Origin of the sequence: Oceanirhabdus seepicola, assembly GCF_023684385.1 — a bacterium.
Taxonomy (GTDB): Bacteria; Bacillota; Clostridia; order Clostridiales; family Clostridiaceae; genus Oceanirhabdus; species Oceanirhabdus seepicola.
On sequence record NZ_JAGSOJ010000002.1, the window covers coordinates 950,327 to 970,744 of the forward strand.

16 protein-coding genes are annotated in these 20,418 nt (G+C 33.4%); all 16 read left to right on the plus strand.

All coding sequences use genetic code 11. The annotated features are described in order from the left end of the window. Nucleotides 1-78: 78 nt before the first annotated feature. The 16 genes from grdC (at nt 79) to KDK92_RS11820 (ending at nt 20,396) form a co-directional block, all read left to right on the plus strand. Nucleotides 79-1,614, plus strand: coding sequence for a glycine/sarcosine/betaine reductase complex component C subunit beta (grdC, locus tag KDK92_RS11745; RefSeq protein WP_250859447.1), 1,536 nt, complete (start codon nt 79-81; stop codon nt 1,612-1,614). Nucleotides 1,615-1,640: 26 nt separating this feature from the next. Beyond that, on the plus strand, nt 1,641-2,807 hold the full coding sequence (gene grdD / locus KDK92_RS11750; protein WP_250859448.1) for a glycine/sarcosine/betaine reductase complex component C subunit alpha: 1,167 nt from the start codon (nt 1,641-1,643) through the stop codon (nt 2,805-2,807). Between the two features lie 549 nt (nt 2,808-3,356). Beyond that, nucleotides 3,357-4,463, plus strand: a complete 1,107-nt coding sequence (locus KDK92_RS11755) for a BMP family lipoprotein (RefSeq protein ID WP_250859449.1) — start codon at nt 3,357-3,359, stop codon at nt 4,461-4,463. 157 nt (nt 4,464-4,620) lie between these two features. Then, nucleotides 4,621-6,162, plus strand: a complete 1,542-nt coding sequence (locus KDK92_RS11760; protein WP_250859450.1) for an ABC transporter ATP-binding protein — start codon at nt 4,621-4,623, stop codon at nt 6,160-6,162. Further along, nucleotides 6,152-7,258 (plus strand): ABC transporter permease, encoded by a 1,107-nt coding sequence (locus tag KDK92_RS11765; protein ID WP_250859451.1) that lies wholly within the window; start codon nt 6,152-6,154, stop codon nt 7,256-7,258. The genes KDK92_RS11760 and KDK92_RS11765 overlap by 11 nt, the downstream gene beginning before the upstream one ends. Continuing rightward, nucleotides 7,251-8,207: an ABC transporter permease gene (locus KDK92_RS11770; RefSeq protein ID WP_250859452.1), complete on the plus strand. Its 957-nt coding sequence runs from the start codon at nt 7,251-7,253 to the stop codon at nt 8,205-8,207. Before KDK92_RS11765 ends, KDK92_RS11770 begins: the two co-directional genes overlap by 8 nt. Before the next feature lie 209 nt (nt 8,208-8,416). Beyond that, nucleotides 8,417-9,766 carry an RNA polymerase factor sigma-54 gene (rpoN, locus tag KDK92_RS11775; RefSeq protein ID WP_250859453.1) on the plus strand — a complete coding sequence of 450 codons (1,350 nt, stop codon included), beginning with the start codon at nt 8,417-8,419 and terminating at the stop codon, nt 9,764-9,766. 107 nt (nt 9,767-9,873) lie between these two features. Next, complete coding sequence (locus tag KDK92_RS11780) at nt 9,874-10,917, plus strand: sugar-binding transcriptional regulator (RefSeq protein WP_250859454.1); 1,044 nt, start codon at nt 9,874-9,876, stop codon at nt 10,915-10,917. 63 nt (nt 10,918-10,980) lie between these two features. Continuing rightward, nucleotides 10,981-11,982: a type I glyceraldehyde-3-phosphate dehydrogenase gene (gene gap, locus KDK92_RS11785; protein WP_250859455.1), complete on the plus strand. Its 1,002-nt coding sequence runs from the start codon at nt 10,981-10,983 to the stop codon at nt 11,980-11,982. Between the two features lie 117 nt (nt 11,983-12,099). Beyond that, nucleotides 12,100-13,296 carry a phosphoglycerate kinase gene (locus KDK92_RS11790; RefSeq protein WP_250859456.1) on the plus strand — a complete coding sequence of 399 codons (1,197 nt, stop codon included), beginning with the start codon at nt 12,100-12,102 and terminating at the stop codon, nt 13,294-13,296. Nucleotides 13,297-13,339: 43 nt separating this feature from the next. Then, nucleotides 13,340-14,086: a triose-phosphate isomerase gene (tpiA, locus tag KDK92_RS11795; protein WP_250859457.1), complete on the plus strand. Its 747-nt coding sequence runs from the start codon at nt 13,340-13,342 to the stop codon at nt 14,084-14,086. A 169-nt stretch (nt 14,087-14,255) separates the two neighbouring features. Then, nucleotides 14,256-15,785 (plus strand): 2,3-bisphosphoglycerate-independent phosphoglycerate mutase, encoded by a 1,530-nt coding sequence (gene gpmI / locus KDK92_RS11800; RefSeq protein ID WP_250859458.1) that lies wholly within the window; start codon nt 14,256-14,258, stop codon nt 15,783-15,785. A gap of 76 nt (nt 15,786-15,861) precedes the next feature. Then, nucleotides 15,862-17,163, plus strand: coding sequence for a phosphopyruvate hydratase (gene eno / locus KDK92_RS11805; protein WP_250859459.1), 1,302 nt, complete (start codon nt 15,862-15,864; stop codon nt 17,161-17,163). A 246-nt stretch (nt 17,164-17,409) separates the two neighbouring features. Further along, entirely contained in the window at nt 17,410-17,640 is a 231-nt protein-coding gene (gene secG / locus KDK92_RS11810) for a preprotein translocase subunit SecG (RefSeq protein ID WP_250859460.1), read from the plus strand. Between the two features lie 43 nt (nt 17,641-17,683). Next, entirely contained in the window at nt 17,684-19,723 is a 2,040-nt protein-coding gene (locus KDK92_RS11815) for a sodium-translocating pyrophosphatase (protein WP_250859461.1), read from the plus strand. Between the two features lie 349 nt (nt 19,724-20,072). Then, nucleotides 20,073-20,396, plus strand: coding sequence for a YerC/YecD family TrpR-related protein (locus KDK92_RS11820; protein WP_250859462.1), 324 nt, complete (start codon nt 20,073-20,075; stop codon nt 20,394-20,396). Nucleotides 20,397-20,418 lie beyond the last annotated feature (22 nt).

Sequence of the window (20,418 nt, forward strand, 5' to 3'; positions counted from 1 at the left end):
ATAAATCAAATAGATATATCTTTTTTACATAAACTACTAAAAATTTTAACGTATTAAGATTTTAAGGAGGAAGTTAATATGAGTTACGCAGTAATAAAGAAATCTTCTTATGTTCTTGTGAATACTCCAGATATGATCATCCATAATGGAACTACACAAATGACAGAGAGAATAACAAATCCAGATTCAGAGTACTTAAAAACTCTTAAGGATCACATTAAAAATTATGAAGGTGTTGTAGGATACGCACCAAACCAAGTTTATATTGGTAACATGACTCCAGATGAGTTAGCTGCTACTCCAAAACCTTGGTTCGATAAGAATGTTGAAGGGGCTAAAAGATTCGGTAAATTCGGAGAAATAATGCCACAAGACGAATTCTACGGATTAATGAAAATATGTGATGTATTTGACTTAGTTCTTTTAGAAAATGACTACTTAAGTGCTATTAAAGCAAAATTAGAAGAACATAAGATCTTCAAAGGTAAAGTTTCTGAATTAGGTGAAGGTGAAGAAATTTCTAAAATCAAAGATTTAATTGAGAACAAAGGCGCTGAAGGACTATACAGCAATGGCGAGTTAATCGGTTGTGTTAGAAGAGCTCACGATATTGATGAAAACTTAAACGCTGAATTTATCTTAGAGAATATAGCTTGTAAAGCTTCAGGCGTACTTGCTGCTGCTCACTTATTAGATGGATTAGATGTTCCAGTTGAAGAAATCGGATATGTTATAGAATGTTCTGAAACTGCTATTGGTGATATGAACCAAAGAGGTGGAGGAAACATGGCTAAATCTATCGCAGAAGTTGTTGGATTAAATGCAGCTAACGGTAGTGATGTAAGAGGATTCTGTGCTGCTCCAGCTCACGCATTATTAAATGCTTCTAGCTTGGTAAAAGCTGGAACATTCAAGCATGTTATGATAGTTGCTGGTGGATGTACTGCTAAATTAGGAATGAATGCTAAATCTCATATTGGAAAAGAAATGCCAGTTATGGAAGATTGTCTTGGTGGATTTGCATTATTAATATCTGAAAATGACGGTATTAACCCAATAGTTAGAACTGACGCAGTTGGAAGACATACTGTTGGACATGGTTCTTCACCACAAGCTGTTTTAGAAGCACTTGTATTAAATCCATTAAAAGCTATGGATATGAAGATCACTGACGTTAATAAATACTCACCAGAAATGCAAACATCTGAAATTACAGCACCAGCTGGAGCTGGAGATGTACCTACACAGAACTATAAAATGATTGGTGCATTAGCTGTTAAAAACGGACAATTAGATAGAAAAGAATTAAAAGAATTTATTACTAAACACGGATATGAAGGATTTGCTCCTACACAAGGTCATATTCCATCAGGAGTACCAATCTGTGGACACGGTAATGAAAAAATAGTATCAGGTGAATTAGATAACTACATGATAATTGGTAAAGGAAGTTTATTCTTAGGAAGAATGACTAATCTTTTCGACGGAGTATCTATGCTAGTTGAGAAGAATCCAGGTGCTGTAGCTGAGGAAGCTGGAATAAGCAAAGAAGAAGTTAAATCTATGGTTGCGGATGCAATGAAAGACTTTGCTACTTTTCTTATGGAAAACTAATATAGCTAGGAAAAGAGGTGTATATCATGAGCCAAGAGAAAACTAAAGCAATGATCGCAGAAGTATTCAGTGATATAGCTGAAGGTGTAAAAAGTGGATCATTCGGTAAAAAAGTTAAAATCGGTTTAACAATTTTAGGTTCTGAACATGGAATTGAAGAGATGGTTAATGCAGCTGAATTAGCAGCATCTAAATACAAGGACTTTAATATCGTGTTAATAGGTTCAAAAGTTGAAACTGACCTAGAACTTATAGAAGTTGAAAATGCAGAAGAAGGTCATAAATTAATGACTTCTATGCTTGAAAAGGGCGAAATTCAAGGATGTGTTACTCAACACTTTGATTTCCCAATCGGAGTTTCTACAGTAGGTAAAGTTGTAACTCCAGCAAGAGGAAAAGAGATGATCTTAGCTACTACTACTGGAACTGCTTCACTTAACAGAGTAGAAGGTATGGTTATGAATGCTATTTCTGGTTTAGCGGTAGCTAAATCAAATGGTATTAAAAATCCTAAAATTGGTATCTTGAATATTGAAGGTGCTAGACAAGTTGAAAGAATACTTAAAGATCTTAAAGATGGTGGATATGAGATAGATTTCGCAGAATCATTAAGAGCTGACGGTGGATGTGTATTAAGAGGAAATGACTTATTATTCGGTACACCAGATGTAATGGTTTGTGATTCATTAACAGGAAACATAATGGTTAAAATGTTATCTTCATTCTCAACAGGTGGAAGCTACGAAACAGTTGGTGCTGGATACGGACCAGGTGTTGGTAAAGACTACGATAAGCTTATAAATATTGTATCTAGAGCATCAGGAGCACCGTTAATAGCTGAAGCTATAAAATATTGTGCTGACTGTGCAAAGGGTAATGTTTTAGATGTTGCAAGAGATGAATTTAAGAAGGCTAAAAAATCTGGATTAGATGGTTTGATTCAAAAACTTCTAGATAAGCAGAAGCCAGCTGCTGCTGAAGAAGAAGTTAAAATGCCACCTAAGAAAGTTGTAACATTCTCAATAGCAGGTGTTGATATTCTGGATTTAGAAGATGCTTGTAAAGCTCTTTGGAAGAAAGATATCTATTCTGAAAGTGGAATGGGATGTACTGGACCAGTAATTCTTGTAAATGAAGCTGATGGTGAAAAAGCTATTGAAGCTTTAAAAGAAGCTGAATTTATTCAAGGATAGTATATTAAAAACACACAAGGGAACTTGTGTGTTTTTTTAATGGAGAATTGATAATGTATAATGAGTTATGTTTCTGTTTTGGCAGAAACTACATCTTATCGTTATTTAGAACAAGGTAATTTTACTCATTATATCTATGTATATAATATTGTATTTTTTTATTCAAGTTTCTATTTGAAGATAAAAGTAGCAAAAGTCCATTATTTTTTTGCTAGTTGTGTTAATTATGTTAAATAATAAATGTGCCATCGTTATTACTTAAATATGCTAACGTTATTATAAAAAAGTGCGTTTTTTGTAGTAAAAACACTTGGGAATATTGAAATGAAAAATAAATATGTTATATAATTTAACTTTTACAATCAATAAATAGCGATACATGTATAATATTGAAGAAATGTGCTATAATATACTGAAAATTCACAAATTAGGTTCTGTAACAAAAATTAAAATAATTAATAAAAATTTAAAAATAAAGAAGGAATTTATTAGTTTTTATAGAATATTAATTTAGTGTGGTAAAGATTATAAAAATCAGGAGGGAAAAACATGTTTAATAAAAAACTTGTTGCAATGACTTTAGCTATCACTATGGTAGCTGCGGGATTCGTTGGATGTGGAAAGAAAAACACTGAAAATAATGCTGCAAACAATAATGCAAAGAATAACACAAAGGTTGAAGAGAAAGGTGAGGAGATCAAAGTTGGTCTTGCTACTGACGAAGGTGGAGTAAATGACAAGTCATTTAACCAATCAGCTGACGAGGGAATTCACAGAGCAGGAGAAACTCTAAATGTAAAGTACAACTACATTGAGTCTCAAAGTAAAGAAGATTACGCTGAGAACTTAGAAGCTTTAATTGATGATGGTAAAGATGTTGTATTTGCTGTAGGATTCCAAATGGCTGACGCTGTTTCTGGTATGTCTGAGAAGTATGCAGATGCAAAAATTGCTATAATCGACAATGCTTATGAGGTTCAACCTGCTAACGTTCACTCAATCGTATTCAAAGAGCACGAAGGGTCTTTCTTAGTTGGAGTTATCGCTGGTTTAACTACTAAAACAAATAATATTGGATTCATTGGTGGAAAAGATTTCCCATTAATAAATAGATTCGAATTTGGATTTGCAGCTGGTGTTATGAGTGTTAACCCAGAAGCAGGTAAAGATTTAGTTAGCAGAGATGCTGTTAAATATGCTGATAGCTTTGGTGATGTAAACAAAGGTTATGAGTTAGCTAAAGCTCTTTATGATGAAGGATGCGATATTATTTATCATGCTGCTGGTGGAGTAGGAATTGGTTTATTCAAAGCTACTGCTGAGTTAAGAGAAGCTGGTAAAGATGTATGGGCTATCGGTGTTGATATGGACCAAGCTGTTTCATTACCTGAGTACAAAGATGTTATCTTAACTTCTATGATTAAAAGAGTTGACACTGCTACTTTCTCTGTAGTTAACGATGTAGCTAATGGAGAGTTCAAAGGTGGACAGGTTACAGCTCTTGGATTAAAAGAAGAAGGTGTTGGAATTGCTGCATCAAGCAAAGAACACGTTTCTGAGGAAATTTTAGCTAAAGTTGAAGAGACTAAGAAAGCTATTATTGAGGGCGAAATCGTTGTGCCTGAAAATGTAGAACAGTTAAAAGAGTTCAAATAAGATTAAATTTATAAACTTTCTAAAAATTTACTTAATTAAAAAAAATTTATCATTGTTTCATTAAATATCAAAGGGTATAATAGTAGCTAGATGTATTTAATGCATCTGGCTATTTCTTCACTATGCAAGTTATCACATATAATGAGGAGGAAATATAATGGAAAAAGTCATTGAGATGATTGGCATTACAAAACTATTCCCTGGGACGATTGCCAACGATAACGTAAACTTTGACTTGCGCAAGAGTGAAACCCATGTTTTGCTTGGAGAGAACGGTGCGGGTAAGACAACGTTAATGAACGTTTTATATGGGTTATATCAGCCTGAAAAAGGTAAGATTAAAATTAAAGGCCAAGAAGTTAAGTTAAATAGTCCTAATGATGCTATTAAGTTAGGAGTAGGTATGGTACATCAGCATTTCATGTTGGTACATAATTTTACTGTAACTGAAAATATCATACTTGGAAGTGAGATAAAATCTGGTATCAAATTAGATTTAGATAAAGCTAGAGAAGAGGTTAAAGCTCTTGCTGACAAATATGGATTCAAGATTGATCCTGATGCTATTATAGAAGATATATCAGTTGGTCAACAACAAAAGGTTGAGATATTAAAAGCTCTATATAGAGGGGCAGAAATTTTAATTCTAGACGAACCTACTGCAGTATTAACACCTCAAGAGATTGAAGAGTTAGGGCTAATCATAAATAATCTTGAGGCTGAAGGAAAATCAGTAATATTAATTACACATAAGCTTAAAGAAGTAATGAGTATGAGTGATAGAGTTACTATTATCAGAAGAGGTAAAGTAACTGGTACAGTTAATACTAAAGAAACTAATATTGATGAACTTGCAGAATTAATGGTAGGAAGAAAAGTAAACTTAGTTGTTGAGAAAAAGGAAGCTAAAGTTGGAGATACTATATTAAAGATAAAAGATGTTACTGCTAACGATCACAGAGGAATAGCTGCTGTTGAAAAACTAAGTTTAGAAGTGCGTAGTGGTGAAATACTAGGAATAGCTGGGGTTGATGGAAATGGTCAATCCGAATTAATTGAAGTTCTTACAGGTCTTAGAAAGGCTGTAAAAGGTGAAATAACTTTAAGTGGAAAAGATATTTTTGGAAAGACACCTAGAGAAATATCAGACTCAGGATTAGCACATATTCCAGAAGATAGACATAAAAGAGGACTTATACTTAAATTTTCATTGTTTGAGAATTCTGTATTAGGGAAATATCATCGTAAGGAATTCTCTAATGGAATAAAAATGAAGTATGAAGCAATAAAAGATCACTGTAGAAAATTAGTTGAAGAATTTGATGTTAGAACACCTAGTATTGATGTTCATGTTGGTGCTTTATCAGGAGGAAATCAACAAAAACTTATAGCAGCTAGAGAGATTAGTAAAAACCCTGATGTGGTAATTGCTGCACAGCCTACAAGAGGTCTTGATGTTGGAGCTATAGAATATATTCATAAAAGATTAGTTCAAGAAAGAGATAACGGAAAAGGTGTGTTATTGGTTTCATTAGAGTTGGATGAAGTTTTAGCACTATCTGATAGAATAGCTGTTATGTATGATGGACAGATAGTAGGTATTCTTGATAGAAAAGATGCTGATGAACAAAAATTAGGAATACTTATGGCTGGTGGAACACTAGATGAAACGAAAGGAGTGAAATCAAATGAGCAATAAGAAAAAAGAAGTAAAAGAATCTCCTTTAATGAATAATATTAAATCATTAGCGTTTCCGCTATTATCAATTCTTATCTCAATTTTTGTTGCAGTATTCTTTGTAATATGGGCAAAGCCTGAATTTTCACTTTTAGATTACCCTAAGGCTTTTGTTGATTTATTTGATAATATTTGGAAAGGTTCATTTGGTAATACTAAAAAAATGCTAGACACATTAATATATGTTACACCATTATTATTTACTGGGGTAGCTCATTCATTGGCATTTAGAACTGGCTTATTCAATATTGGAGTTGAGGGACAATTTGCACTAGGTATGATTGGAGCGGCTCTTGTAGGTATGATACCTGGATTACCAATGTTAATTCATATACCTTTAATGATAATAGCAGGTATTGTATTCGGAGGCCTTTGGGCTGCCATCCCAGGTTACTTAAAAGCTAAGATAGGTGCTAATGAAGTTGTTAACACCATTATGATGAACTATATAGCGTTGTATTTAATAAACTTTGTTGTTCTAAGAACTGCATTTGGTATACCTAACGCTGCTAAAACATATGATATTCAAGCTAGTGCTCAAATGCCGAAAATTATGGTAGAGTTGAGTAGAGGAAGTTGGGGTATCGCTATTGCAGTAATATTTGCAATATTAGCATATATTCTTCTTTGGAAAACAACAATAGGATACGAATTAAGAGCTGTAGGAATTAATCCACATGCATCTGAGTATGGTGGAATAAACATTTCGAAGAACACTGTTCTTTCAATGGTTCTTTCAGGAGCGATTGCTGGTATTGGTGGTGCAATGCAGGTTGCAGGTACAGCTCATAATATAACTGATTATGTTAGTTTACCAGGATATGGATTTGATGGTATCGCAGTTGCGTTGCTTGCAAAAAATAATCCAATAGCCTGTATAGCTTCAGCACTATTGTTTGGTGCATTAAGAGCAAGTTCAAGAACTTTACAATTAAATGGAATCCCTAAGGAGATTATTTCTTTAATCCAAGCAATCATCATAATCTTCGTTGCTATAGATTTCGTTTATAGATGGCTTGGAAAAAGAAAGAAAAAGGGGGCAATTGTAAATGGATAATATTTTAATATTTGTTGTTGCTCTATTAGCTGCTACATTGAGAATGGCTACTCCGCTGATTTTTGCTGGTATAGGAGGGGTATTCTCAGAAAGATCAGGTGTAGTTAATATTGGTCTTGAAGGTATGATGACGATTGGTGCATTCTTCGCTGTGTGGGTAACTTTTAAAACAGGAAGCCCATGGATTGGACTAATTGGTGCTATAGTTGCAGGTGCTGTTTTATCATTACTACATGCTTTCTTAAGTATAACACTTAAAGCAGATCAAGTTATATCTGGTACAGCTATTAACTTATTTGCATCTGCTCTTTGTGCGTTTTTGATTCAAACGTTATTCCATAAGGGAGGGCAGACTGATAGTGTTGCTACTCTTCCAGGTTTACCTAAATGGTTAGTTAGTGGTTTATACAAAATACCGGGTATTGGAAAATACCTAGGAGACTTTGTTGGTGGATTAAACTGGTTTGTTGTATTTGCGCTTATTTTAGTTGCAGTATCTACATTCATAATTTATAAGACACCATTAGGATTAAGAATCAGATCTGTTGGAGAACATCCAAAAGCAGCTGATACATTAGGAATTAACGTTTATTCAATGAGATATTTATGTGTTGCTATCTCTGGTGCTTTAGCTGGATTTGGTGGAGCGGCACTTTCAATTGGTATTGCTGGTATATACAGTAATGGAATGGTAGCAGGTAAAGGATTTATCGCTCTTGCTGCTATGATATTTGGTAACTGGAAGCCAAAAGGAACAATGCTTGCGTGTCTATTATTTGGTTTTGCTGAGGCATTCCAAATAAAAGCACAAGGTTTTGGATGGAACTTACCTACTGAAATATATTCAAGTTTACCTTATGTACTTACAATGTTAGCATTGTCAGGGCTTGTTGGAAAAACAACAGCACCTCGTGCAGATGGTGTTCCTTACGAAAAAGGATCAAGATAATAAATGTAGAAAAAAGCTCAGCATTCGCTGGGCTTTTTTCTATATTTCTTTTGATTTTTTTTATCCCATAGGATTTTGCACGATAATTAATTTAATGATTCTTAAGAGAAATGATATACGGTGTTGAATAAAGGAAGAGAATATGTTTATATTAGAGTAAGTGTATGAGTTTTTTGAATGTTAAATCATAGGGTATGGGTGGTGCTTTAATGGATTTGAATGTTAATTTAAATATTTCACAAGAACAGAAATTGGTATTAACTCAACAAATGAAATTATCTATAGATATATTGCAATTTTCTTCTTTGGAATTAACAGAATTTATTGAAGAAAAATTAGAGGAAAATCCTTTGTTGGAAAAGGAAAATAGGGATTCTGAAGAATTGGTGGAATTTGTAAAGGAACTTGGAAAGTATGAAAAGAATAAATACGAAAGAATAGATTACAATAATGATTATGTTTCTCCACTAAATTTTATTAGCAAGGAAGAGAGTTTGTATGAGTTCTTATTAACACAACTTAAAAATATAAATCTCTCTAAAGAACATAATGAAATTTTAGAGTACTTAATAAATAACATTGATGAAAAAGGATATTTAAATGTTGAAGTAGAAAATGTGTTAAAAAGTTTTGAGATAAAAGAAAATGAGTATGAGTTATGTGTGAAAACACTCCAAAGTATGGAGCCAACAGGTATAGGTGCCAGAAATTTGAAAGAATGTTTAAATATACAGTTGAAAGATAAAGATTATACAAATGAAGTGCTCTTTGAAATTATTGATAAACATTTGGATTTAATCGCTAGTAATAAATATAAAGAATTATCCCAAATATATGGAATTAAAATAAAAGAAGCTCAAGATTTAGGAGATATTATTAAAAAACTTGAGCCTAAACCTGCTAGAGGATTTTATACTGGTGAAAAGATAGTATACATAACTCCTGATGTTTTTATTAAAAATATAAATGGAGAGTTAATTATATTATTGAATGAGAGAAATGCACCAAATCTCCAAATAAATAATTTATATATGAACATCATTAATAATGAAAATGCAAAGAGTGAAGAAAAGAAATATGTTAAGGAAAAAATAAGTGAGGCTCTTAATATAATTAAGGGAATAGATCAAAGAAAAAGTACGCTCTATCAAGTGAGTGAGAAGATAGTTGAAAAACAAAAAGAATACTTCTTAAAAGGTGATATGTATCTTAAACCAATGATTTTAAAGGAAATTGCTTTAGATTTGAACTTGCATGAATCTACTATTAGTAGAGCTGTTAAAAATAAGTACTTGGAAGGACCAAAGGGTGTAATTGCTATTAAAGAACTTTTTAGTGCTTCGTTAAAAAGTAATTATGATAAAGAAGAGAGTTCAGCGAAATCAATAAAAAGTATAATAAAAAACATTATAAATGGTGAAAATAAAAAGAAGCCATACTCGGATAATATTATTTCGCAAATGTTATTTGAGCAAGGGGTTAAGATATCTAGAAGAACTGTAGCGAAGTATAGAGAGGAGATGGGGATACTTAGCACGAGTAAAAGAAAAAGGTTTTAGAGATATTTTGCAAAAAAACGTTGAAATAATTCTAAAATGTATTATAATATAAGTGGGAACAATAATTAAGTAGGGGGACAAAATAAGTCCCAGAAGGTGTTTACATTATGAATCTACAAGATTTAGCAAATAAGATATTGCCGGAGTTACCTGAATTACTCCATAGAAGGTATAATATTCTAAAAACAATAAACTTCTATGAGCCTATCGGAAGAAGAATGTTAGCTCAAGAAACTAATCTTGGAGAGAGAACCATAAGGAATGAAGTTGAACAAATGAAGAAATCGAATTTTATTTCTGTGAAGAATAGTGGAATGTGTCTCACTCGAGAAGGTAAAGGTATTTTGAATGAACTTAAAGACTTGTTAAAAGATATTGAAGGATTAAGTGGAAAAGAAGAAATGATCCAGAAATATTTAAACATAAAGAAAGTAATAATAGTTCCTGGTGATTGTGATGAAGACCCATCGGTTTTAGGTGAGATGGGAAGAGCGGCTGCTAGTTATTGTAAAACTATTATGTATGATAACATTAGCATAGCACTTACAGGTGGAAATAGTATTAAAGCTGTTGTTGATAATTTTGATATATACACTAAGTATAAAGATATTCTTGTTTTGCCAGCAAGAGGAGGTATAGGGAAGAAGGTTGAAATTCAATCTAATACTCTAGCTGCAGAATTAAGCAACAAGCTCAATGGTAATTATAAACTTCTATATGCACCTGATAATATGAGTGGTATAGCTCTAGAAACTATGTTAAAAGAAAAAAGTATATGTGAAACAATTGAAAAAATAAGAGAAACAGATATACTGGTTTATGGAATCGGTAGAGCAGATGAAATGGCAAAAAGAAGAGAATTGGAAGCAGAAACAATTGAACAATTACATAATTTAGGTGCTGTTGGAGAAGCATTTGGAATTTACTTCAACAAAAATGGTAGCACAGTATATTGCACCCCTACAATCGGTATTCAAGGAGAAGATCTTGAAAAAATTGAACATTTAATTGCAATAGCTGGAGGAAAGCAAAAGAGTGAAGCTATTATCTCGGTAGAACGAGGAAGAAAAAAAAGTGTTCTAGTTATTGATCAGGGTTGTGCTAATGAAATAATGAATATAATTTCTCGTAATGAAGAAAATTATATTTAGAAAACTTAATTTGTTTAAATGAAATTCAAATAAAGAACTATTACATTCATAGGAGGTAACAAAATGATTAAAGTTGGTATTAATGGTTTTGGTAGAATAGGAAGAAGTTGTTTCAAGGTATTGGTAGATAAGTATGCTGATTCTCTTGAAGTAGTAGGAATTAACGATTTAACTGACCCAGCTACATTAGCTCACTTATTAAAGTATGACTCATGTTTCGGTAAGTTTAATGGAACAGTAGAAGCAAAAGAGGGTGCTATCGTAGTTAACGGTAAAGAAATTAAAATCAGTGCAGAAAGAGATCCTAAGAACATCGCTTGGGAAAATGGAGTAGATATCGTACTTGAGTGTACTGGATTCTTCAGATCTAAAGAAGCTGCATCAGCTCACATTGAAGCTGGAGCTAAGAAAGTATTAATCTCTGCACCTGCTAGCAACGAAGATATTACAATCGTTCTAGGTGTTAATGAAGGTGACTATAAGCCAGCAGAGCATCACATAATTTCAAATGCATCTTGTACTACAAACTGTTTAGCACCATTTGCTAAAGTTCTTGACACAGAATTTGGAATTGTAAGCGGATTAATGACTACAATTCATTCATATACTGGAGATCAAAAAGTACTTGACGCACCTCACTCTGATTTAAGAAGAGCTAGAGCATGTGCTGAGAGCATGATCCCAACATCAACTGGAGCGGCTAAAGCAGTTGCTAAAGTATTACCACAATTAAAAGGTAAGTTAAATGGTATGGCTGTAAGAGTTCCAACTCCAACAGTTTCAATCACTGACTTAGTTGTAGAAGTTGAAAAAGAAGCTACTGTAGAAGCTGTTAATGCTGCTTTAAAGAAAGCTGCTGAAGGAGAAATGGCTGGAGTTCTTGGTTTCTCAGAAGAACCATTAGTATCTATCGACTACAGACAAGATGAAAGATCTTCTATCGTTGACGGATTATCAACAATGGTTAGCGGGAAGCAAGTAAAAGTTGTTTCTTGGTATGATAACGAGTGGGGTTACTCTAATAGATTAGCTGACCTTGCTAAATTTGTTGCAGATAAATTATAGACTATAGTTGAAAACTAAAAGTCTGGCCTTAGAGTTTTCTATAGTGCCAGACTTTTTCAAACTTAGAGAGAATTTTTGGAAGACTTATGGGATTTTGTAGTGAAAGGAGCAGAGATTATGAAACTAAACAAAAAGACAATTGAAGACATTTCAGTTAAAGGTAAAAAAGTATTAGTTAGATGTGATTTTAACGTGCCTCTAAAGGATGGAAAAATTACAGATGAGAATAGATTAGTAGGAGCTCTTCCTACAATAAAGTATCTTATGGAAAACGGTGCAAGAGTTATACTTTGTTCTCACCTTGGTAAGCCAAAGGGAGAGGCGAAACCTGAGTTGACTTTAGCTCCTGTGGCTAAGAGACTAAGTGAAATGCTTGAAACAGAAGTTGTTTTTGCTGATGATGCTAACGTTGTAGGGGAAAATGCTAAAAAAGCAGTGGAAGCTATGAAGGATGGAGAAGTTGTATTACTTCAAAACACTAGATATAGAAAAGAAGAGACAAAGAATGGTGAAGAGTTCTCTAAAGAGTTAGCTTCACTTGCTGAAATCTTTGTAAATGATGCTTTTGGTACTGCACATAGAGCTCATTGCTCAACTGTTGGTGCTGGTGAGTTTTTAGAAGAGAGAGTTTGTGGATACCTTATTCAGAAGGAAATCAAATTCTTAAGTGGTGCTATTGAATCTCCTAAAAAACCATTTGCTGCTATTTTAGGAGGAGCAAAAGTATCAGATAAGATTAGTGTTATCAATAATCTTCTTGATAAGGTTGATACATTAATCATAGGTGGAGGTATGGCGTATACTTTCCTTAAAGCACAAGGATATGAAATTGGAACTTCACTATTAGAAGCTGAAAAAGTAGATTACTCTTTAGAAATGATTAAGAAAGCTGAAGATAAAGGTGTTAAATTATTACTACCTGTTGATCACGTTTGTGGTGCAGAATTCAATGCAGAAACTGAACCTGTAATTACAGAAGATCAAAACATTCCAGAAGGATTTATGGGATTAGACATCGGACCAAAAACTTCTAAATTATATGAAGATGCCGTTAGGGAAGCTAAAACGGTTGTATGGAATGGACCAATGGGAGTATTCGAATTTAAGAACTTTGCAAAAGGTACAATGGCTGTAGCAGAAGCTTTAGCCGGAAGTGATGCAGATACTATAATCGGTGGTGGAGATAGTGCTGCTGCTGTTAATATTTTAGGATTCGGAGATAAGATGACACACATTTCAACTGGTGGTGGAGCTTCTTTAGAATTACTAGAAGGAAAAGAGCTTCCAGGAATAGTTGCATTAGACGATAAATAAGTCGTATTAGAATATAACTAAGTTTAATATAGAGGTGATTTTAATGAGAAGAGCTATTATATCTGGTAACTGGAAAATGAATAAAACTCCAGAAGAAACAGTTGCATATATAAATGAATTTAAAAACAACGTTAAAGATGCTGATGCAGAGGTAATACTTTGTCCGCCAGCAATATGCTTAACAGAGGCTGTTAAAGCGGCTGAAGGAACTAATGTTAAGATTGCAGCACAAAACATGCACTATAAAGAGAGTGGAGCATTTACAGGAGAGTTATCTCCATTAATGCTTAAATCAGTAGGTATTGAGCATGTAGTAATAGGACACAGTGAAAGAAGACAGTACTTCAATGAAACTGATGAAACAGTTAATCTTAAGCTTAAAGCTGCTTTTGAAAATGGTATTATACCTATTCTTTGCGTAGGTGAAACTCTTGAAGAAAGAGAAAGTGGAAGAACTGAAGCTGTTCTTGAAGGACAATTAAAGGAAGATTTAGCTGGATTAACTAGTGAAAATGTAAAAACTTTAGTTGTTGCTTATGAACCAATATGGGCAATTGGTACTGGTAAAACTGCTAGTGCTGAAGATGCAAATGATACTATTAAGTTCATAAGAAATAAAGTAGCTGAGTTATTTGATACTGAAAGTGCTGAAGCAATGAGAATACTTTATGGTGGTTCTGTAAAACCTAATACTATTAAAGGTCAAATGGAAATGAGTGATATTGATGGTGGATTAGTTGGTGGAGCTAGCCTAAAAGTAGAAGATTTTTCTGCTATTGTTAATTATTAATTAATTCTATTGAAAAAATAAGATATGTGAGATAAACTAGTTAGGGAAAACCTTTTTTTTATGGTTGTAATTAGTGCTTATGCTATCTTGAAAAAGTGGTTCACATGTTGATTGAACATAAGAAGAAGTACAATGGGAAACATTAAAAATTAATAATGGAGGAAAAAGAATGGCTAAAAAACCAGTATTGTTAATGATTCTAGATGGATTTGGTTTAGATAATCCAGGAGATGGTAATGCTATAGCTTTAGCTAACACGCCTAACTATGATGAATATATTAAGAAATATCCAATGACAACAGTTGGAGCTAGTGGATTAGATGTTGGTCTTCCAGAAGGTCAGATGGGTAACTCAGAAGTTGGTCATTTGAATATAGGTGCTGGTAGAGTTATTTATCAAGCATTAACAAAAATAACTAAAGAAATTAAAGAAGAAAAGTTCTTTGAAAATAAAGCAATTAATGGTGCTTTTGAAAATGCTATTGAAAAAAATGGTAGTGTACACTTACTAGGATTATTATCTGATGGAGGAGTTCACTCTCATATTGATCATGTAAAAGGATTAATTTTAGGAGCTAAAAATAAGGGTATAACAAAACTATACCTACATGCTTTTCTTGATGGAAGAGATGTTCCACCTAAATCAGCAATCACTTATATTGAAGAAATAGAAGCATATATGAGAGAAGTAGGTTTAGGAGAAATTGCTACTGTAAGTGGTAGATACTATGCTATGGACAGAGATAAAAGATGGGAAAGAGTTAATCTTGCTTATAATGCTCTTGTGCTTGGTGAAGGTGAAAAAGTGAATACTGCTGTTGGTGCAGTTGAAGAATCATACCATGAGAATAAAACTGATGAATTTGTTCTTCCAAGTGTAATCATGAATGAAGGCAGACCGGTAGCAAAGATTAAAGATGGAGATTCTGTTGTGTTCTTCAACTTCAGACCAGATAGAGCTAGAGAAATAACTAGAGCCATCAATGATGTTGAATTCAGTGCATTTGAAAGAGAGAGATTAAATCTTCATTATGTTTGTATGACTCAATATGATAGTACAATTGAGAATGTGCAAATTGCATATCCGCCAGAAAGTTATGAAAATACACTTGGTGAATATATAAGTAAGAAAGGTTTAAATCAACTTAGAATAGCTGAAACAGAGAAATATGCCCATGTTACTTTCTTCTTTAATGGTGGTGTAGAAGAACCTAGTAATAATGAAGAAAGAGTTCTTTTAAATTCTCCAGATGTTGCAACATATGATTTGCAACCTGAGATGAGTGCTAAAGAAGTTACAGATGCTTTAATAGCTGAATTAGATAAAGAGAAATTTGATGTTATAGTATTAAACTATGCTAACCCAGATATGGTTGGTCATACTGGAGTTATTGAAGCAGCTATAAAGGCTGTTGAAACAGTTGATACTGAAATGAAGAAGGTTGTTGATAAAATTCTTGAAAAAGATGGTAGTGTATTTATGACAGCAGACCATGGAAATGCTGAAACAATGATAGAATACTCTACAGGTAAACCAATGACTGCGCATACTACACATGAAGTACCTTTCTTATATATTTCTAATAATGCAAAGGAATTAAGGGAGTGTGGTATATTAGCAGATATTGCACCTACAATGCTTCAAGAATTAAACATTGAAATACCAGAGGAAATGACTGGTAAATCATTATTCAAATAATAAAAAATGATAAATTTTTTCTTTGGAATGGGTAAACTGTTTCAAAGAAAAAGTACATATAATGGAGGTTATTTAAATGAAAAATTATGTAGAAATCATCGATGTATATGCAAGACAAATACTTGATTCAAGAGCTTTCCCAACTGTAGAGGTTGAGGTAACTTTAGAAGACGGTACTATGGGAAGAGCAGCAGTTCCAAGTGGAGCTTCTACTGGTCAATTTGAAGCTGTAGAATTAAGAGATGGAGACAAAGAAAAGTACAATGGTAAAGGTGTACTTCAAGCAGTTGATAACGTAAATAACGTAATCGCTGAAGAGATAATTGGATTAAACGTTTTTGATCAAGTTGCAATTGATAAGACTATGATCGAGTTAGATGGAACTAAAAACAAAAGTAAATTAGGAGCTAATGCTATGTTGGGTGTTTCTTTAGCTGTTGCTAGAGCTGCTGCTAACTGCTTAGGATTAGGCATTTACCAATACGTTGGTGGAGTTAATGCTAAAGTTCTTCCAGTTCCAATGATGAACATCATGAATGGTGGTAAGCACGCTGATAACAACGTTGACCTTCAAGAGTTCATGATTATGCCTGTTGGTGCTAAGAGTTTTTCAGAAGCTTTAAGAATGTGTTCAGAAGTATACTTTACATTAAAGAATATCTTAAAAACAAAAGGATTAGCTACTGGAGTAGGTGACGAGGGTGGATTCGCTCCAAACTTAAACTCTAACGAAGAAGCTATCAAAGTAATTTTAGAAGCAGTTGAGAAGAGTGGATACAAAGCTGGAGAAGAAATCTTCATCGCACTTGACCCAGCATCATCTGAGTTCTTTAATGAAGAGAGAAACATGTATGAGTTAACAGGTGAAGGTAAAGACTTAACTCCAGCTCAAATGGTTGATTTCTATGTAGACTTATGTGAGAAATATCCAATCATCTCTATTGAAGATGGTATGGCTGAAGAAGATTGGGATGGATGGAAGTTAATGACTGAGAAGTTAGGAAACAAAATCCAAATTGTTGGTGACGACTTATTTGTTACAAACACTGAGAGATTAAGCAGAGGTATCAAAACTGGTACAGCTAACTCAATCTTAATCAAACTTAACCAAATTGGTACTTTAACAGAAACTTTAAATGCTATCGAGATGGCTGAAAGAGCTGGATATACAGCTGTTATATCTCACAGATCTGGTGAAACAGAAGATACAACTATAGCTGACTTAGTTGTAGCTACTAACGCTGGTCAAATTAAAACAGGAGCTCCTGCAAGAAGTGAGAGAGTTGCTAAGTACAACCAATTATTAAGAATTGAAGAAGAATTAGAAGAAATGGCTGAATACAGAGGAATGGATACATTCTATAACATCAAAAAATAGTAAGTTTTTAAATAGTATGTAATAAATGTTAAATAGGGAAACTTAAATATGGTTTCCCTATTAATTTGTATATAATATTTACTTTTTGGGATAAGTGTGATAGTATATATATGTTATAATTGGACAAACTAAAAGAGAAAAATTCGCGATAGTGATTGAGTTTGCATTGTAGACAATAATGTTGTAAACTTTAATTTATTGTGCTAAAATATTGTTGTTGTTATATCTTTTTTTAGGAGGTGCAATATGGAAACAGTTTTAAGAGTTTTACTAGTATTGATTTCAGTAGCTATAGTTGGACTTGTAATGATACAACCAAGTAAAAGTCAAGGACTTGCAGGATTAATCACTGGTGGGTCTAATGAAAACTTTTTTGCAAAAAATAAAGTTAAGACAAAAGAGAAAGTTATGGCTAGAATTACAGTTGTATTGTCTCTTGCATTTGTAGGTATTGTTATTGCTTTAAATTTAATTTAATAAATAAATTTTATATTTATGCTTGAAAGGGGCGCATGACTTAATGAATTTATATCTATTATGTGGTTTAGTGGGTGTTTTTGCATTGATCTTTGCTTTGGTATTAGGTAAAGGAATTAATAGCAAAAGTGCTGGAAATGAAAGAATGAAAGAGTTAGCAGGGTATATCCAAGATGGAGCTATGGCTTTCTTAAAGAGAGAATACTTCTATTTGGCTATATTCGTAGGGGCTGTATGTGTTCTTATCCTATTAACTTTAGGATGGCAGACAGCAATCGCATTTGTTGTGGGAGCAATCTTCTCTATCTTTGCTGGTTACTTTGGTATGAGAATTGCTACAAGTGCAAACGTAAGAACTGCTGAGGCAGCAAGACACGGTCAGAAAGGTGCTTTAGAAATAGCATTCTCTGGTGGTGCGGTTATGGGAATGAGCGTTGTAGGTTTAGGTATTTTAGGTGTATCTATACTTTATACTGCATTTGATTACAACGTTGTTTATTTAACAGGATTTGGACTAGGAGCTTCTTCAATAGCGTTATTCGCTAGAGTTGGTGGAGGAATCTACACAAAAGCTGCAGACGTAGGAGCAGACCTAGTTGGTAAAGTTGAAGCTGGTATTCCAGAAGATGATCCAAGAAACCCTGCAGTTATTGCTGATAACGTTGGAGACAATGTTGGAGACGTTGCTGGTATGGGAGCAGACTTGTTTGAATCATATGTTGGATCATTAATATCTGCAATCACTCTTGGAACGGCTGCTATGGCAGCAGGAATTGAGTCTTTGAATGATAAGGCTGCAATTTTCTTTCCATTCTTATTATTAGCAGCAGGTATAGTTGCTTCTGTAGTAGGAATTTTAATTGCTAGAAAAAGTAAAGCAGACAATCCACAAAAAGCTTTGGACAGTGGAACTTATATAGGCGGAATCATTGTTATTATTATTTCAGCTGTACTAAGTAAAATGTTATTTGGTGGATTTACAGCGTTTATAGCTGTTTTAGTTGGATTAGTTGTAGGTATGTTAATTGGTAAAATTACAGAGATATACACTTCTGCGGATTATAAGCATGTAACAAATATTGCTGAGCAGTCTCAAACAGGTGCTGCTACAAACATTATTTCAGGATTAGCTGTTGGTATGAAATCAACAATGATTCCTATAATATTAATTGCAATTGGTGTATTAGTTTCTTTCTATGTAATGGGAGGAAATACTAACGCAACATTTGGTCTTTATGGTATAGCATTATCTGCTATAGGAATGCTTTCAATAACTGGATTAACAGTTGCTGTTGACGCTTACGGACCAATAGCTGATAACGCTGGTGGTATTGCAGAGATGGCTGGACTTCCTAAAGAAGTTAGACAGATTACTGACAAGCTTGACTCTGTTGGAAACACTACTGCGGCTATCGGTAAAGGATTTGCTATCGGATCTGCGGCATTAACATCATTAGCATTATTTGCTGCATTCGCGCAAGCTGCTAAAATTACTAATATTGATTTGCTTGAACCAATTACTCTAGTTGGATTATTAATAGGAGCAATGTTACCATTTATATTTGGTGCATTAACTATGGAATCTGTTTCAAAAGCTGCTAACGAGATGATTGAAGAAGTTAGAAGACAGTTCAAAACAATTCCTGGTATCATGGAAGGTAAAGGTAAGCCAGATTACGCTAAATGTGTTGATATTTCAACAACTGCTGCATTAAAAGAAATGATGCTTCCAGGTATCATTGCAATTGTTTCTCCGATTGGTATCGGTCTTCTTTTAGGAGCTGAAGCATTAGGAGGATTCTTAGGTGGAGCTGTTGCTTCTGGAGTTCTTGTAGCTATATTCATGGCTAACTCTGGTGGCGCTTGGGATAACGCTAAAAAATACATCGAATTAGGTAACTTTGGTGGTAAAGGATCTGAAACTCATAAAGCTGGAGTTGTTGGAGATACAGTTGGAGATCCATTTAAGGATACTTCAGGACCTTCAATGAACATCTTAATCAAGCTTATGACTATCGTTTCACTTGTTTTTGCTCCATTAATTGCTGAGTACGGTGGAATCTTATTGAACTTAATAAAGTAATTTATTACTTTTGATATATGGAAAAGACTATCTAATTTTAGATAGTCTTTTTTATTATTAATGTATTATAGATTTCTTAGTTGAAAACTTAACTTATTCAAGAAATTCAAAAGCTATATATTATTCTTTTTTCACTATTCTTTATATAACAAAGATTTGGTTAAAAATACAATTAAATTACTTGGATAAATTAAACTTTGACATAATATCTATATAAGTAATCTTAATATTGCAAGAAATATTTCAGAGGAAAATAAAATGCAATATTTTATCGAATTTTTCTTACATATATAAGAAATTTATAGTATAATGATATAAAGTGTTAAATTAATATACGGGGTGTAATAGCATGAATGATTATAATAGTAAATTAAAGAGTGAAGAGATGGATTTTTTGTTTAAAGTGATCTTATCTTTAGAGACACTGGAGGAGTGCTATAGCTTTTTTGAAGATATTTGCACTGTAAATGAAATTAATGCTATGAAGCAAAGATTGCATGTTGCAAAATTATTGATGGAAAGGCGTACATATTTGGATATCGCTGCTACTACAGGAGCAAGTACGGCTACTATCAGTAGGGTAAACAGAGCTTTAAACTATGGTACTAAGGGCTACAAGACATTATTCGAAAGAGTAAGTGAAAGTGAAAAAAGTAAAAAAGAAGAAATTTAAAGAACTCCCGTAAGGGAGTTCT